Raw genomic sequence first — 16,543 nt, forward strand, 5'->3', positions numbered from 1 at the left:
AAGGTATGACCAATTATAACGTATTACTTGTTGATGATCACCCCATGATCATTGCTGGCTTTGTGCAAGCACTGGATATCATAAAGGAAAACAACGAGAAACTTGATTTCAGTAGAGATTCTGCTGTAGATTGTACTACGGCTGCTGAGTTTATTTCTGACAAAAAAAAGAAATATGACTTAATCTGTCTGGATTTGTCACTTCCCGGGAGTAAAGATGGAAAGTATAATTCTGGAGAAGATCTGGCTAAACTAGCCAAAAAACATCAGCCTAAAGCAAAATTACTGATTTGCACTATGCTGGAGAATAATTACAAGGTACTGAATGTTATGCGGAGGATAGATCCAGATGGTTTTCTGGTAAAATCTGATACCAATCCGGATATATTGATTTCTGCAATCGAAAATTTACTCAAAGGAAAAACCTATCAAAGTTCCACTGTTCACCAGATGCTCAAAAAAACGATTGAATTCTCTCACAATATAGATGAAGAGGATTTAAAAATACTTTTCTATTTGTCAAAAGGTATTTTAACTAAAAACTTACCTGAACATTTGGGACTTTCTCTTAGTGCTGTCGAAAAGAGAAAAAAACAGATGAAGCAATTCTTTGATATACCAAACAGAAACGACAAGATTCTTCTTGAAAAAGCAAGAGAAAAGGGATTTCTATAAACATCCCCTTTTCTCTTGACTTTAAATAATAATGTTCTTATTTACTCACTCAGTAGCTTTGAAATTTCATCCAGCTTAGGCGTTAATACCACTTCTATTCTTCTGTTTCTTGCTCTGTTTTCTTCAGTTGTGTTTGGTACCAATGGTGCATATTCGCCTTTACCTGCAGCGGTAAGGTTTTGGGGATCAATATTACCATTTTTCAGCAATAATTTTAAAACTTCTGTAGCTCTTTTGGTTGACAAATCCCAGTTGTCATTCAGCGGGCCATTTCCACCGTAGGGAACGTCGTCTGTATGACCTTCTATCAACACAGCAATATCTGGATTTTCTGCCAAAACTTTACCGAGCTCTTTCACCGCTTTTTGTCCCTCGTTTCCCACATTCCAGCTTCCGGAAGCAAACAAAAGCTTGTTTTCCATAGAGACATAAACTTTACCGTCTCTCATTTCCACACTTAGACCTTGACCTTCAAAATTTGTAAGAGCGCGGGAAAGATTGTCTTTTAGGGTTTGCATTTTCTGCTCTTTTTCAGCAATTAAGCTTTCTAACTCCTGGACTCGTTGAGATCTAGCTTGCAGATCTTTTTGCAGCTCTTCCAGTCGGTTTTGTTCTTTGGCTAGAGCGGCTTCTTTTTCTTCCAACTGACGAAGCAATTCCCTGTTTTGCTTGGAATTTTCCGCAAGCGCTTTAGAACTATTTTTTTCTAAAGCATCATAAGATTCTTCGAGTTTGTCCAGAGTGCTTTTGTTTCTTTGGTAGTCTGCAAGGAGATCATCACGTTGAGTTTTTAGAACTTCAATTCTGTCTTTTGAATAAGCTAATTCATCTTCAACAGCAGTTTTTTCTGAATTGCACTCATCCAGCTTTTGACTGAGTTGCTCGTTTGTTCTTTTTAATGAATTAAGATCCTCTTCAAGCTCGAGGAATTTTTTTTGACTCACACAGCCTACCAGGTTGAGGCTTAAGAATCCAATAAGTACATATCGCATTAGTTTCATAGGAAGGATTTTAAAGTAAACGTTATTAATTTAAATCAAGTTCTAAAAGTACTGGGCAATGGTCGCTGTGTTTTGCTTCTGGCAAAATAACTGATCTTGAAATTTTATTTTCAATTTTTTCAGCCACCAAAAGGTAATCCAGGCGCCATCCTTTATTGTTTTGTCGGGCATTTGCTCTGTAACTCCACCACGAGTATTGAACAAGATCTTCGTTTAATTTCCGAAATGAATCTATAAAACCAGATTCATCTAAAAAATTAGATAACCATTCACGTTCTGCAGGAAGAAATCCAGATACTGTTTTCAATCTCACCGGGTCATGTATATCTATGGCTTCGTGACAAATATTATAATCACCACATATCACTAAATCTGGAAAATTTCTTTTGAGGTCTTCAATATAGATTTTGAAATCATCCATGTAAGTAAATTTGTAACTCAAGCGATCATCATTAGTTCCAGAGGGGAGGTATAAACTCATAACAGAGACATCTTCAAAGTCAGCTCTTATATTTCTGCCTTCTCTGTCCATATAGTCTATGCCTGTTCCATATTCAACGTGTTTTGGCTCTGATTTACAAATAATGCCAACACTGCTGTAGCCTTTTTTTTCTGCAGAATACCAGTAGCAATATTTATAGCCAATTTCTTCAAAAATGGAGTCATCTATCTGCTCTGGTTGTGCTTTTGTTTCTTGAAAACAGACCACATTTGCATCAGCGGCTTTAAGCCAGTCAATCAGTCCCTTCTTAAGTGCAGCGCGAATACCATTAACATTATATGAGATAATTTTCATGTTTTGTTTTAATTCAAAAATAAGTATAAGTCTTCAACTTAATTTATATCGACGAGTTTTTTATATTGAAAAAAAAGTTCACTTTTAATTTATTAATTATCAGAGTTTTGAAGAAGCAGGGTGTTAATTATTTACAAATATATCCTACTTTATTTTTTAAACATGGATTAGTGTTTTACATTTGTTTCAGGATGAAGTTTTTTCATAATAGATTGGTTAGTTAAGAAAAGCCTTGAGCACTCGCTCAAGGCTTTTCTGTTTTAAAGCAGTTTATAATTTTTAAAGAAGTAGAATCTTAAACTCTTTTACACAAAAAAGCCTGTTCAAAAATTTTGAAACAGGCTGTAATAATTTTTAATTTCTCTTAAACCTTAAAAGACTAGTCAAATTTAATTAGATATGTATTTTTCTTTCCTTTATTGATTAAAACATACTTCCCATTGATTAAATCAGATTCTTTTAAAGAGTAATCCAGACCTACTTTTGATTTATTTACAGAAATCGAATTTTCCTTTAAGGCTCTTCTGGCTTCACCATTGGAATTCAGGAATTCAGTTTCGGCAGATAAGGCTGCAATCATATCAAGTCCATCTTTCAAAAGATCTTTATTTAATTCTTTAAGAGGAACTCCTTCAAAAACATCCAAAAAAGTAGCTTCATCGAGTTTAGCAAGATCTTCCTCGGTACTTTTTCCAAATAAAACCTTAGAGGCTTCTTTTGTTTTTTCAAAAGCATCTTTGGAATGTACAGCTTCTGTAATTTCGTCGGCGAGTTTGCTTTGAAGTGTTCTTAGGTGTGGTTGCTCTCTATGAGATTTTACAAGGCTTTCAATTTCATCTTTAGAAAGGAATGTGAAAATCTTAATAAACTTCTCAGCATCCTCGTCACTTGTATTTATCCAGTATTGATAAAACTTGTAAGGTGATGTTTTCTCTGGGTCAAGCCATATATTACCTGTAGCGGTTTTACCGAATTTGGTGCCATCAGCTTTTGTGATGAGCGGACAGGTCAAAGCAAAACCTTTGCCTTGATCGATACGCCTTATTAATTCGGTTCCCGTGGTGATGTTTCCCCATTGGTCACTGCCACCCATTTGTAAAGAACAATCCTGAGTTCTGTATAAATGAAGGAAATCATAACCCTGCACCAATTGATAGGTGAATTCTGTAAAACTCATGCCTTCTTTAGATTCTGAAGACAAGCGTTTCTTTACAGAATCTTTTGACATCATGTAGTTGACGGTGATGTGTTTTCCCACATCTCTGATGAAATCCAAAAAAGAAAAATCTTTCATCCAGTCGTAATTATTGACCAGTATGGCTGAATTTTTTTCTGAGGTTTTAAAATCTAAAAACTTGGATAATTGCTTTTTTAAAGCCTCTTGATTATGTCTTAATGTTTTCTCATCCAAAAGATTACGCTCTTGAGATTTTCCAGAAGGATCCCCGATCATTCCTGTGGCACCACCTACCAAAGCTACTGGCTTGTGACCTGCTAATTGAAAGTGCCTTAACATCATCACACCGACCAAGTGGCCTATATGAAGAGAATCTGCAGTAGGATCTATTCCTACATAAGCTGCTCTGCTAGTTTCGTTGAGATGTTCTTGAGTACCTGGCATAACATCATGAACCATCCCTCTCCAGGTCACTTCTTCTATAAAATCCTTTTCCATTCTTAGTATTGATTTGCCGCAAAGATATTATAATGAAAAAATTATCAACTTTCGAAATTCGTATATTTACCAAATGAATTTACTTACCGGTGCAACAGGACTTGTCGGAGCTCATTTATTGGCTCAGCTTATTTTAAATAAAGAGAAAATCAGAGCTTTATTCAGAACTGAAAATAAAAAAAATCAGGCAATCTCGGTCATTCTTAAGTATGACATAACATCCCAGCAAATTGAAGATACGGTAGAGTGGTTTCAGTGCGATATTTTAGATATCCCAAAGTTGGAAAGTGCTTTCGAGTCTGTTACTCATGTTTATCACTGTGCAGGATTTATAAGCAACAGTCCTTCGGATTACAAGATGATGCGTAAAGTAAATATAGAAGGCACAGCCAATGTTGTAAATCTTTCCATTGATTTTCCTATTCAAAAATTTTGTCATGTTAGTTCTATTGCAGCATTAGGAAAACCAAATGTGGGGGATGAGGTAACAGAAGAAACTACGATCGCGGAAGATCAAAAAAAGCCTTCAGCTTATGAAATCAGTAAATATGGAGCTGAAATGGAAGTCTGGAGAGCTTCTCAGGAAGGCTTGAGTGTGGTCATTGTCAATCCTGGGATCATCCTTGGAGACGGTTTTTATGATTCTGGTAGCGGAACTTTATTGGCGAAATTAAAAAATGGATTAAAGATTTATCCTCCTAAAATTACAGGATTTGTAGGCGTGTATGATGTAAGTAAAATCATGGTTCAGCTTATGAACAGTCCAGTGGTAAATCAACGCTATATTTTAGTTTCTGAAAATTTATCATTTAAAGAAGTAGGGGAGAGTTTTGCACGTTTATACAATAAATCTACTCCCAAAACCCGCCTAAAACCTTGGATGCTTTACATCGCCTGGTTTTTTGAAGTCCTTAGGTCTTTTTTTACATCCTATAAAAGACAACTTACATTGGAGGTAATTCCTAGTCTTTTTAAAGACTCTTTTTATTCTTCAGATAAAATAAAAAAAGAGCTTCAATATACATTTGAAACTCTTGAAGTTTATGCTCATAAAATATACAAACGTTCTTAATTTGTTGTTTCGATTTTTTTCAGTTTTTTAGTTCTAGGATCAGATTCTAGAGATTTAATAGAGTCTAACTTTTTGAGTTCTACTTTCCTCAAACTATCCGAAACTTTAGAAATAGAATCGTAAGCCTTTTCTAATTTTTCAATACTGTCCTTGACTTTCTCATAGATCTCTGTGTTTTCATCAAATTGCATGTTGTAATACAAGATATTCTGCTTGATATCGGTCGTGTCAATTTTGTATTTTTTTGATAAAAACTCAAGCATTTCCACATCGAGTTCTTCAAGTTTTTTTTCGTTGGTACTCACGGCAGCATCCAGCAAAACCATATCATACACCAGATCTATCATTTTTGATTTATCCAGAAAGTTGTCAGGTTTTTCGATCTTATCGATATTTTGACAACCAATGGATAGTAGAACTAAACCGATTAAAAAAATGAAGTTTGCTCTTTTCATCCTATCTGTTGAATTTTATACGTTCTCCGAATAACCCTTCATTGAATTTAAAATTTTCAAACACTAGATGTCCATTTACAAAAGTGTGAGTGACTCTGGACTTAAAACTAGTTCCGTCGAATGGAGACCAGCCGCATTTGTAGAAAATATTTCTTGAATTTACAGTCCAGGGCGATTGGGTATCAATCAGCACAACGTCTGCTTTGTAGCCTTCTCTGATGTATCCTCTTTTATCAACATCAAATAAAATAGCAGGATTGTGACACATTTTTTCGACAATTTTTTCAAGCGAAAGTTTTCCTTTGTGATAAAATTCCAGCATAGCGGGTAACCCATGTTGAACTAATGGACCTCCACTAGGAGCTTTAGTGTAGACATTATTTTTTTCCTCCTTGGTATGAGGAGCATGGTCTGTAGCTACAACATCCAGAAGATTTTTATTCAAAGCTTTAAGCAACTCAGTTCTATCTTTTTCAGTCTTTACTGCAGGATTCCACTTAATGAAGGTGCCTTTCTTTTCATAATCCGATTCGTTAAACCATAAATGATGAATACATACTTCTGCAGTGATTTTTTTCTTTGCTAGCGGTAATTTATTTGAAAATAGCTTGAGCTCTTTGGCTGTTGAAAGGTGAAAAACATGTAATCGAGCTCCTGTCTTTTTCGCAAGAGCAACTGCATTGGAAGAAGATAAGTAGCAAGCTTCTTCACTTCTTATTTTTGGGTGCAAATGAATGGGGATATCATCCCCGTATTTTTCTACCTGTTCTTTTAGATTCCTTTGAATTGTAGCCTCATCCTCACAATGGGTGGCAATAATTAAAGGAGAATGTTTGAAAATCTCTTCCAAAACTTTCTGATCATCAACCAGCATATTTCCTGTAGATGAACCCAGGAACAACTTTAGCGCAGCTGTAGTTTTAGGATTGATTTTTTTAATTTCCTCCAAATTATCGTTGGTTCCGCCAATCATAAATGAATAGTTAGCGAAGGAATTATCCTTTGCCATGGCAAATTTTTCTTCAAGCTTTTCTATCGTTGTTGTTTGAGGATTGGTATTGGGCATCTCAAAATAGGATGTAATTCCTCCAGCAACTGCGGCACGTGAACCTGTGAGTATAGTTTCTTTGTGTGTGAGTCCTGGTTCTCTGAAGTGAACCTGATCGTCTATAACTCCCGGAATGAGATGTTTTCCCCCAGCATCAATAATTTCGATATCGCTGGATTTTGCACTGATAGAGCTAGAGACTTCAACTATCCAACCATCTTTTAAATGTACATCGCCTTCAAAAATTTTATTTTCATTGACGATTTTCGCGTTTTTGATTAGATATTCTTTCATAATTTAAATTTTACCAAAAAGACTTTTCAACTTTAAAGTGACGACTCCAAAAACGGCTTCTTTTATTATTCCGCTACTCATTTTGGATTTTCCTTTCGTCCGATCTGTAAATATAACCGGTATTTCCTTTAGTCGGAATCCCTTTTTAAAAGCTTTAAATTTCATTTCAATTTGAAACGCATAGCCTACAAATTTTATTTTGTTGAGATCAATGCTTTCTAAAACTTGTCGTTTGTAGCATATAAATCCAGCAGTAGTATCTTCAACAGGCATTCTAGTGATTGCTTTTACATATTTAGAGGCTAGCCAAGATAACAATACCCGTTTCATGGGCCAGTTGATCACGTTTACTCCAGTGATATAGCGGGAGCCGATAGTAACATCATAATCGTTCTTCAAGCAGGAATTATATAGCCTTATCAGATCATTTGGGTTGTGTGAAAAGTCAGCATCCATCTCAAATATATAATCGTAGGTTCTTTCCAAAGCCCATTTGAAACCGTGAAGATATGCCTTGCCCAAACCACTTTTTGCAGCTCTTATCTCTAAGTGTAACTTGTCTACAAATTCCTCCTGAAGCTTTTGAACCAACTCCCAAGTTCTGTCTGGAGAAGAATCATCAACAACAAGAATTTCAAACTCTACGGGTTGAGAGAAAATATTTCTTATGAGTTTTTCAATATTTTCAATTTCATTGAAAGTTGGGATGATGACTAATTTTTGAGGCATCAAATCTAGTTGAAGGTTGATCGACAAATATATATTTTACCATCTAAAAGTCGCCTATAAATGTTCAGTTTAATTTACATTTGCTTCAAAATTCGCAATTGTTTTTAGCATTAAGACCTATTCAAGAGCATAACTGGGTTGTAAGTATCACAGTCATGATACTTGTATTACTTATTGTTGTAAAATGGAATAAAGACAATTATTTCTTCTTCTTTTTAAACTCTCTATTTACTTCCGTTTTTTATTCCAAAAAATTTGCTGAAAAAAGGAGGATTGAAATTTCCGAGGTTTTACTTTTTATTGCAAGTCTTCTCAGTATCTCGTTCTTCATTTTTATAATTATTCACGGAGATAATTTTGAAATCCTTACTTATCTTCAGATTCTGTTTCTTACAACGATTATACTCTTGAGTAAATACCTTATTGAAAAAATTATTGGGGATTTATTTCAGGTAGATCAGCTGATAGGGAAATATGTATTCTACAAGCAAGGTGTTCTTAGTTGGCTTGGTTTGTTTTTTTTATTTCCAATAGCTTTAATATTTTATTTTAATACCATTGATAATCAAATCTTATTTCAGGTAATAATTGGGGTTCTGGTTTTGACCTACGTTATCAAACTTTTCGCATTCGTTGCATTATATCAAAAGCACATTTTGTCCTATTGGTTTTATTTTATTTTGTACATTTACACTTTTGAAATTGCACCCTATCTGATTCTTTTTAAAGTTGTTAAAATCAATTAGTGAAGGCTTGTGCAGTAAAAAACTAAGCTATATGAAAGTGAAAAATATCCTTATTTCACAACCGAAACCTAATGTAGACCATTCTCCTTATTCTGAACTTGAGGAAAAGCATAAAATTAAAATTGATTTTATTCCTTTTATTCACGTAGAGCCTGTTGATTCTAAACAAGTAAGGCAGCAAAAAGTTGACATTACAAAATTTACAGCCATTATCCTTACGAGTAGAAATGCTGTAGACCATTTTTTCAGAATAGCTGAGGAGATGAGGTATAAAATCCCTGATAGTCTTAAGTATTTCTGCCTAAGTGAAGCTGTAGCTTACTATTTACAAAAATATGTTGTTTATAGAAAGCGAAAGATTTACGTTGGTAAAAGGACATTTCAAGAGCTTGAAGTGAGTATTAAAAAGCATAAAGATGAAAAGTTTTTACTTCCTTCATCAGATATGCTTAAGCCTATTGTCCCACAGCAGTTAGATAAGTTGGGTGTAGATTGGACTCGAGGTATTTTTTATAAAACTGTAGTTAGTGATTTATCTCACTTAAGAGAAGTTTCTTACGATGTTGTAGTCTTTTTCAGCCCTAGTGGAATAAAGTCACTTTACGAAAATTTCCCAGATTTTGAGCAAAAAGATACAAGGATTGCAGCCTTTGGAAATTCAACGATAAAAGCAGCTGAAGAAAAAGGCTTGAAGGTACAGATTCAGGCTCCGACTCCGGAAACTCCATCTATGACAATGGCAATAGAAAATTATATAAAAGAGAATTAATTAGTTTTCTCTCAAACACAAAAAAGCCGAAACTTAAGTCTCGGCTTTTTTGTGTTTATAATTATTATGGCACCTATGCTTTAGGCGCACCTTCTATAATTTCTGAACCTGCATAATCTTCAAATTTTTTGAAATTATCTTTAAACGATTTGGCAAGATTCTTTGCTTTAGCGTCATATGCTTCCTTATCACTCCAGGTATCTCTCGGATTTAAAACCTCAGAAGGGACATTAGGACAGGATTGTGGGACTGCGATATTAAAAATTTCATGAGATTTAAAATCAACATCTTTTAATTCGCCATTCAAAGCTGCAGTAATCATAGCTCTGGTATATTTCAATTTCATTCTGCTTCCAGTTCCATAAGGTCCACCGGTCCATCCAGTATTAATTAACCATACATTTACTCCTGCATCTTTCATCTTCTTACTCAGCATTTCACCGTATCTGGTTGGATGTAATGGCATAAATGGAGCTCCAAAGCATGCCGAGAAGCTAGGGATTGGTTCAGTCACTCCTGCCTCGGTTCCAGCGACTTTGGCAGTATATCCGCTTATGAAATGGAATGCAGCTTGTCCTGGAGTTAGTTTGCTTATTGGAGGCAATACACCAAAGGCATCTGCGGTAAGGAAAAATATATTTTTTGGATTTTTACCAACAGATCCTGGTTGAATATTATCTATATGATAGATGGGATAACTCACACGGGTATTTTGGGTAATGCTGCTATCTTTGAAATCTACCTCGCCACCTTTTATAACTACATTTTCCAGAATCGCCCCTGGTTTTATAGCATCGAAGATTTCGGGTTCTCCTTCTCTAGTGAGGTTAATCACTTTTGCGTAACAACCTCCTTCAAAATTAAATACCGTATTTTCATTAGTCCATCCATGTTCGTCATCCCCTATAAGTCTTCGATTCGGATCTGCGGAAAGTGTAGTTTTTCCGGTTCCCGAAAGACCAAAAAAGATGGCAGTATCTCCATCTTTCCCAACATTGGCAGAACAGTGCATCGGTAAGGTGTTTTTCATTACCGGTAGTATAAAATTGAGGGCAGAGAAAATACCTTTTTTAATTTCTCCAGTATAACCAGTCCCGCCTATTAAGGCAATTTTTCTTGTAAAATTTAATATGGCAAAATTGTGGGCACGTGTTCCATCAACTTCTGGGTCTGCCATAAAGCCTGGAGCGTTAATGACGGTCCATTCTGGTGAAAAATCTTCTAACTCTTCTTCTGTTGGACGTAAAAACATATTATGTACAAACATGTTACTCCATGGAAGTTCGTTGATGTGTCTTATGCTGAGCTTATAATTATCGTCTGCGCAAGCGAAAACATCCCTTACGAAAAGTTCTTTTTTACTAAGGTAATTTACAACCTTGTTATAAAGCTTATCAAACTTATCTGACTCGAAAGGCAAATTAATTTCACTCCACCAAATCTCATCCTTGGTGATGTCATCTTTTACAATAAATCGATCTTTGGGTGAACGTCCTGTAAATTCTCCAGTATTAACTGCCAATGCACCAGAATTGACCTCAACGCCTTGACCTTTCTCTACAGTGATGTCATGTAATTCTTCAGAGGAAAGCTGATAGTGAATGTTTTTTGAGAGGATGCCATACTTTTCTAACTCAATCGTTTTCGTAATTCCTTTTAGATCACTCATATTTTTGTTGTGTTGATGTTATGGCATACAAATCTAGTGAGTTTAAATCTAACTAAAGAAATTTATTCTTATAAATTATTACGTTTTTTTATAACGTTGATAAATAACAGTGCCCAGCTCAAGATGAGTAAAGTTCCGCCAATTGGAGTTATCCATCCTATCATTTTGAAGTCAAAATTTGTAAGTTCATTAGTGGCCAGACCGTATATAGAGCCAGAGAAGAAAATAACGCCTAAAAGTACTAACCAGAATAAAGTCTTATTCAACTTGTTTGTAGTGAAATTTTGAGCGGAAAGAAATAGTAAAAATAGCGCATGATAGATTTGATATTTAACACCAGTTTCAAAAGTGTCGATTGAATCTTCAGAAATTAAGTTTTCTAAACCATGAGCTGCAAAAGCCCCTAAAATGATTCCAATAAAACCCAAAATGCTTCCCAATATAATTAACTTCTTTTTCTCCTCCATTTCTATGTGCTTATTATTATGTAATTTCAAATTTCAACCAAAATTAATCATTAAAATTCATAATCGATCATGAGATCAATCTTAATCATAGGCGCAGGAAAATCCACTTCTTCACTCGTAAGATTTTTACTTAGCGAGTCCCAAAGTCAAAATTTTAAACTCATTATAGCAGATAAAAATAAGAAAGCAGCTCAAAGTTTAGCTGCAGATCATGAGCGGGCCTCAGCTTTAGCATTAGATATCTTTCAAGCTTCAGAGCGTGAGAAAGCTATCCAAAATGCAGATATTATTATATCAATGTTGCCAGCAAGGTTCCATATTGAAGTTGCGAAAGATTGTGTGAGATTTAATAAAAACATGGTAACGGCTTCTTATGTGTCAAAAGAAATGGAAGCTCTAGACCAAGAGGTTAAACAGAAGGGTTTAACTTTTATGAATGAAATAGGAGTAGACCCCGGTGTGGATCACATGAGCGCCATGCAAGTCATAGATAGAATCCGCTCAAAAGGTGGGAAAATGTTGCTTTTTGAATCTTTTACGGGTGGCCTTGTAGCACCAGAAAGTGATGATAACCTTTGGAATTATAAGTTCACTTGGAATCCTCGGAATGTTGTTGTTGCCGGACAGGGAGGTGCTGCTGAATTTATTCAGGAAGGACAATATAAGTACATCCCTTATCAGCGACTTTTTCGAAGAACTGAATTCCTCCAAATTCCTAAATATGGACGTTTTGAAGGTTTAGCCAACAGAAATTCTTTAGCCTACAGGAGTATTTATGGTTTAGAAGACATTCCTACTTTATATAGAGGGACTTTACGTCGGGTTGGTTTCAGTAAGGCCTGGAATGTTTTTGTCCAGTTAGGAATGACAGATGACACCTATTCCATGCAAAACACGGAAGAAATGAGTTACAGGTCGTTTGTCAATTCTTTTTTACCGTATTCACCAACAGATTCTGTTGAATTAAAATTAAGATTGAGTTTGAAGATTGATCAGGACGATTTGATTTGGGATAAACTCGTTGAACTCGATATTTTCAATCCAGACAAAAAGATCTGTATCAATGATGCTACTCCAGCTCAAGCTTTGCAAAAGATTTTGGAAGAAAAATGGACTTTAAAACCTGAGGATAAAGACATGATCGTTATGTATCATAAATTTGGTTTCGAACTTGAAGGAAAACAAAAGCAAATAGATTCTACCATGGTAAGTGTTGGCGAAGATCAGACCTACACAGCTATGGCAAAAACTGTTGGATTACCTGTAGGAATTGCAACCTTAAAAATTTTAAACGGTGAAATCACTAAGCCCGGTGTTTTGAGACCAATCCATCCTGAAATTTATAATCCAATTTTAAAAGCTTTAGAAGATTACGATATCAGGTTTGAAGAATCTGAAAGAGAATATAAAGGCTATAACCCGGATCAGCTTCTTTAATTAAGGCATTTCAAAAGCATTTCCCATCACCACCATATCAGCACCAGCTTGGTGGGCAGTTTGTTTTTGGAGGTTGTTTCTTATGCCACCACCAACAATAAGTGGAATAGAAATATTTTTTTTGACTTCTGAAATTATTTCTGCTGAAACAGGAAATTTTGCACCACTGCCAGCTTCAAGATAAATAAGCTGTTTGCCAGAAAATTGTCCAGCTAAAGCTGTATGAATAACTTCCGAAATTCGATCTTGAGATATGGCTCTGGTTTGACTTATCTTTAAAACTGAAGTGGATACACCACCGTCTACAAGGATATACCCTGTTGGAATGATTTCCAAAGAAGAATGTTGAAGCTTGGAAATGCTTTTGACTTGCTGGTTGATGAGATACTCAGGATTACGGCCCGAAAGGAGGCTCAAAAATAAGATAGCATCCGCTTTGTTTGTGATTTGATTTATATCTCCAGGAAATAGAATTATGGGGAGTTCAGAAAATTGTTTAAGGCGTTTAACTACTAGCTCGGTTTGTCCATTTTCAACTTGACTTCCACCAACAAAAAGATAGTTTGTAGAGGCAGGAATCCGATTCAGAAAAGTTTCGGATTTTGATAAATCAAATTTATCCGGATCAATCAATATGCTCAATAGCTTTTCTTTGTTAGAAATAGCTTGCTTAATTGCATCAAAAATAAAGTTTGATTTTCCCTCAATCATTAGCTAAAGCATAAACACAGGTAAACCCTTCAAACTCAAGAAAATTTAAAGTGTAGAACGTGATCTTTTTATCGTGAGTCACTCTTGCAGTTGTTTTTTGCTCTGATATATCAAAGTCTTCAACAAAAATATCATGTAGAAAAAGAAGCCCTCTTTTTCCATAAAGTTTGTAGAGAGATTCTTTAGCTCCCCAAACGATGGTAAGCTTTCTTATTAAATCTTCCCCATCACCCAAAGCTTTGTATTCTTCAATTGGAGTGAATTTGGGGGCGATAAGCTTTATTTTTTCACGCTGTTTTTCAATATCTATCCCTACTTTTTTATCAGAAACAATAACTCCGGTAAATTCAAAGGAGTGAGTAATAGAAATATGCTTGCCATCTTTAAGATGAGGTTTGCCTTTTTCGTCATATTCAAGATCAAAATCAGAATAACCAAATTCATTTAATAAATGCCGAATACTCATAAAGCCTTTCTTATGAATTTCGGACTTCATTTCTTCATAACGATTTCTGCAGTAATCTGTTAGCTCTATGCCATTTTCCAGAAACTCCAGAGTTTCCTCTATCTTCCAAATAAGAGCATAAGTGGCTTTATCTATTGTTATTCTTTTGTAAATCGGCATAGAGATATGATTGGTTTCCTTAGTTTTGTGTTCAAAAATATAATAAAATTAAATTATGAGTACGGAAACATTACCTTATACTCCTTATAAAGTCAAAGATATTACTCTGGCCGAATGGGGAAGACGTGAAATAGAACTGGCAGAGTCAGAAATGCCAGGATTGATGGCATTGAGAGAGGAATTCGGGAAAGAAAAGCCATTGAAGGGTGCTCGTATTGCAGGATGTCTGCACATGACCATACAAACTGCAGTTTTGATTGAAACTTTAGTCGAACTAGGAGCTCAGGTAACGTGGAGTTCTTGTAATATATTTTCTACACAAGACCATGCAGCGGCAGCTATCGCAGAAGCTGGTGTTGCTGTATATGCCTGGAAAGGGATGACAGAGGAGGAGTTTAACTGGTGTATAGAACAAACTTTATTTTTTGGTGAAGAGAGAAATCCATTGAACATGATCCTTGATGATGGAGGAGATTTAACCAATATGGTTTTTGATCAATACCCAGAACTAGCTGAAGGAATTAGAGGACTTTCTGAAGAAACCACTACCGGAGTTCACCGTTTATACGAACGTATGAAAAATGGAACTTTGGTAATGCCAGCTATTAACGTTAATGATTCTGTTACTAAATCTAAATTTGATAACAAATACGGCTGTAGAGAAAGTGCAGTAGATGCTATAAGAAGAGCTACCGACTTGATGCTTGCCGGAAAACGTGTTGTTGTTTGTGGGTACGGAGATGTAGGTAAAGGTACAGCAGCATCTTTCAAAGGAGCAGGTTCTATTGTTACGATTACTGAAATTGATCCTATTTGTTCTCTACAAGCTGCTATGGACGGATTTGAAGTGAAAAAACTTGAAACTGTAGCTCCAACAGCAGACATTGTAATTACGACAACTGGCAATAAAGACATCATAAGAGGAGAGCATTTTGAAGCTTTTAAAGACAAAACCTTAGTGTGTAATATCGGTCATTTTGACAATGAAATCGACGTGGCTTGGTTGAAGAAAAACCATGGTGACACTCGTGTTGAAATCAAACCTCAGGTCGATAAATATACCATCAATGGGAAAGATATTATTCTTCTTGCTGAAGGGAGATTGGTTAACCTTGGCTGTGCCACGGGTCACCCAAGTTTTGTGATGAGTAATTCTTTTACCAACCAAACTTTGGCTCAGATGGAATTATGGCAAAATACCGACAAGTATAAAAATGAAGTTTATATGTTGCCTAAACATCTTGATGAAAAAGTAGCAAAACTTCACTTAGAACGTCTTGGTGTTGAGTTGACAGAGCTTAAATCAGACCAAGCAGACTACATCGGTGTCGAACAACAAGGACCATTCAAACCAGAATACTACAGATACTAATTGTTTCTCTAGGTAGTGAATTTATAAAACCAAGCTTTTGAAGCTTGGTTTTTGTTTTTTAGATCATAAAACAAATTAATTTTGTGGTAATATCAGCTTATGAAAATATTCTTTTTTCTTTTTATTTCCCCGCTGTTCCTTTGTTCTCAAAATAGTTTTGAAACAGGAAAAAATGCATTTGAAGCTGGTGAACACCTAAAGGCGGTTTCTGTTTTAAAAGCTGTTCTTAAAGACAAACCTTCAGATAAAATGGTTAGAGATTATCTGGGTCAAGCCTATGCTTCTTTGGAACGCTGGGAAGAAAGCGCTGAGGTCAATGAATCATTAGTCGAAGATTTTCCTAAAAATGCAGAGTATCATTTTAGATACGGAGGTGCGCTAGGATTGGTAGCCAAAAATTCCAATCCCTTTAAAGCTGTTAGCCTGATCGGTGATGTGAAATTTCACTTGAAAAAAGCAATTGAACTTGATCTAAAGCATGTCAATTCTCGTTGGGCTTTATTGCAAATGTATCTTGAACTCCCCGGTATTATTGGTGGAAGCGAAAGTACGTCCAGGAAGTATGCATCAGAATTGAAATCCATAAGTCCTGTTGACGGTGCTCTGGCTTTTGGTTATATAGAAAGAGAATTGAAAAACTACGATAAAGCTGAAGTTCATTACAGACAAGCTGTAGAACTTGGTCAATCTGAAATGACATATAAAGAATTGGCCGAACTTTATAAACGTTCTGACAATAAATCAGCTTTCTTCCAGACTTTAGAACTAGGAATTAAAAAATTAAATTCTATTGAAATGGCTTCAGTTTATGTCGATAGAGCCCTAACGCTGAATCAAAATGAACGAAAAGCTTTAAAAATTCTAAATACATTGGATCTAGTAGGATTAAATTCCGAAGAAAAAGAAAAACTCAATCGACTAAAATCTCAACTGGATTACTGAAATTTTACGAAGGTTTGAAGTTGAGATATTTTCAACTAGGATTGAAACCTTTATCTTTGGA

At 35.4% G+C, this 16,543-nt stretch carries 17 protein-coding genes; 7 read left to right on the forward strand and 10 right to left on the reverse strand.

Annotation, left to right across the window (positions count from 1 at the left end):
- The first annotated feature begins 5 nt into the window (after positions 1-5).
- Positions 6-674 (forward strand): response regulator, encoded by a 669-nt coding sequence (locus LB449_RS02235; protein WP_224453444.1) that lies wholly within the window; start codon positions 6-8, stop codon positions 672-674.
- A 41-nt stretch (positions 675-715) separates the two neighbouring features.
- Here LB449_RS02235 and LB449_RS02240 read toward each other — a convergent pair whose 3' ends face one another.
- The 3 genes from LB449_RS02240 to tyrS all read right to left on the reverse strand — a co-directional run bounded on the left by LB449_RS02240 (position 716) and on the right by tyrS (position 4,146).
- Positions 716-1,675: an OmpA/MotB family protein gene (locus LB449_RS02240; protein ID WP_224453445.1), complete on the reverse strand. Its 960-nt coding sequence runs from the start codon at positions 1,673-1,675 to the stop codon at positions 716-718.
- Positions 1,676-1,700: 25 nt separating this feature from the next.
- Positions 1,701-2,471 carry an exodeoxyribonuclease III gene (locus LB449_RS02245; protein ID WP_224453446.1) on the reverse strand — a complete coding sequence of 257 codons (771 nt, stop codon included), beginning with the start codon at positions 2,469-2,471 and terminating at the stop codon, positions 1,701-1,703.
- 379 nt (positions 2,472-2,850) lie between these two features.
- Complete coding sequence (tyrS, locus tag LB449_RS02250; protein WP_224453447.1) at positions 2,851-4,146, reverse strand: tyrosine--tRNA ligase; 1,296 nt, start codon at positions 4,144-4,146, stop codon at positions 2,851-2,853.
- Between the two features lie 73 nt (positions 4,147-4,219).
- Between tyrS and LB449_RS02255 the strand changes: the two genes are divergently transcribed.
- Complete coding sequence (locus LB449_RS02255) at positions 4,220-5,218, forward strand: SDR family oxidoreductase (protein WP_224453448.1); 999 nt, start codon at positions 4,220-4,222, stop codon at positions 5,216-5,218.
- On the opposite strand, the gene LB449_RS02260 is transcribed toward LB449_RS02255, so the two are convergent.
- Genes LB449_RS02260 through LB449_RS02270 form a run of 3 tightly spaced genes read right to left on the reverse strand, consistent with a single transcriptional unit; the run spans position 5,215 to position 7,744 of the window.
- Positions 5,215-5,673: a DUF4296 domain-containing protein gene (locus LB449_RS02260; protein WP_224453449.1), complete on the reverse strand. Its 459-nt coding sequence runs from the start codon at positions 5,671-5,673 to the stop codon at positions 5,215-5,217. The genes LB449_RS02255 and LB449_RS02260 overlap by 4 nt on opposite strands.
- Position 5,674: 1 nt before the next feature.
- On the reverse strand, positions 5,675-7,015 hold the full coding sequence (locus tag LB449_RS02265; protein ID WP_224453450.1) for a dihydroorotase: 1,341 nt from the start codon (positions 7,013-7,015) through the stop codon (positions 5,675-5,677).
- Positions 7,016-7,018: 3 nt separating this feature from the next.
- The gene (locus LB449_RS02270; protein ID WP_224453451.1) at positions 7,019-7,744 is read right to left on the reverse strand and encodes a polyprenol monophosphomannose synthase; all 726 of its coding nucleotides are present in this window, start codon (positions 7,742-7,744) and stop codon (positions 7,019-7,021) included.
- A 98-nt stretch (positions 7,745-7,842) separates the two neighbouring features.
- On the opposite strand from LB449_RS02270, the gene LB449_RS02275 reads away from it, so the two are divergent.
- Both LB449_RS02275 and LB449_RS02280 read left to right on the forward strand, forming a co-directional pair.
- A complete protein-coding gene (locus LB449_RS02275; protein ID WP_224453452.1) occupies positions 7,843-8,490 on the forward strand; it encodes a DUF4271 domain-containing protein in 648 nt (215 codons plus the stop codon).
- Between the two features lie 31 nt (positions 8,491-8,521).
- Positions 8,522-9,259 carry a uroporphyrinogen-III synthase gene (locus LB449_RS02280; RefSeq protein ID WP_224453453.1) on the forward strand — a complete coding sequence of 246 codons (738 nt, stop codon included), beginning with the start codon at positions 8,522-8,524 and terminating at the stop codon, positions 9,257-9,259.
- A gap of 73 nt (positions 9,260-9,332) precedes the next feature.
- Here LB449_RS02280 and pckA read toward each other — a convergent pair whose 3' ends face one another.
- Both pckA and LB449_RS02290 read right to left on the reverse strand, forming a co-directional pair.
- On the reverse strand, positions 9,333-10,928 hold the full coding sequence (gene pckA / locus LB449_RS02285; protein WP_224453454.1) for a phosphoenolpyruvate carboxykinase (ATP): 1,596 nt from the start codon (positions 10,926-10,928) through the stop codon (positions 9,333-9,335).
- Positions 10,929-10,996: 68 nt separating this feature from the next.
- Positions 10,997-11,395, reverse strand: a complete 399-nt coding sequence (locus tag LB449_RS02290) for a DUF423 domain-containing protein (protein WP_224454420.1) — start codon at positions 11,393-11,395, stop codon at positions 10,997-10,999.
- A gap of 69 nt (positions 11,396-11,464) precedes the next feature.
- On the opposite strand from LB449_RS02290, the gene LB449_RS02295 reads away from it, so the two are divergent.
- Positions 11,465-12,832 carry a saccharopine dehydrogenase family protein gene (locus tag LB449_RS02295; RefSeq protein WP_224453455.1) on the forward strand — a complete coding sequence of 456 codons (1,368 nt, stop codon included), beginning with the start codon at positions 11,465-11,467 and terminating at the stop codon, positions 12,830-12,832.
- On the opposite strand, the gene LB449_RS02300 is transcribed toward LB449_RS02295, so the two are convergent.
- Complete coding sequence (locus tag LB449_RS02300) at positions 12,833-13,543, reverse strand: phosphoglycerol geranylgeranyltransferase (protein WP_224453456.1); 711 nt, start codon at positions 13,541-13,543, stop codon at positions 12,833-12,835.
- Positions 13,536-14,168, reverse strand: coding sequence for a 4'-phosphopantetheinyl transferase family protein (locus tag LB449_RS02305; RefSeq protein ID WP_224453457.1), 633 nt, complete (start codon positions 14,166-14,168; stop codon positions 13,536-13,538). The genes LB449_RS02300 and LB449_RS02305 overlap by 8 nt, the downstream gene beginning before the upstream one ends.
- A 55-nt stretch (positions 14,169-14,223) precedes the next feature.
- On the opposite strand from LB449_RS02305, the gene ahcY reads away from it, so the two are divergent.
- Both ahcY and LB449_RS02315 read left to right on the forward strand, forming a co-directional pair.
- Positions 14,224-15,540 carry an adenosylhomocysteinase gene (gene ahcY, locus LB449_RS02310; protein WP_224453458.1) on the forward strand — a complete coding sequence of 439 codons (1,317 nt, stop codon included), beginning with the start codon at positions 14,224-14,226 and terminating at the stop codon, positions 15,538-15,540.
- Positions 15,541-15,639: 99 nt separating this feature from the next.
- Positions 15,640-16,482 carry a tetratricopeptide repeat protein gene (locus LB449_RS02315; RefSeq protein WP_224453459.1) on the forward strand — a complete coding sequence of 281 codons (843 nt, stop codon included), beginning with the start codon at positions 15,640-15,642 and terminating at the stop codon, positions 16,480-16,482.
- The last annotated feature ends 61 nt before the right edge of the window (positions 16,483-16,543 follow it).

This window comes from Psychroflexus lacisalsi (genome assembly GCF_020164495.1).
GTDB lineage: Bacteria > Bacteroidota > Bacteroidia > Flavobacteriales > Flavobacteriaceae > Psychroflexus > Psychroflexus lacisalsi.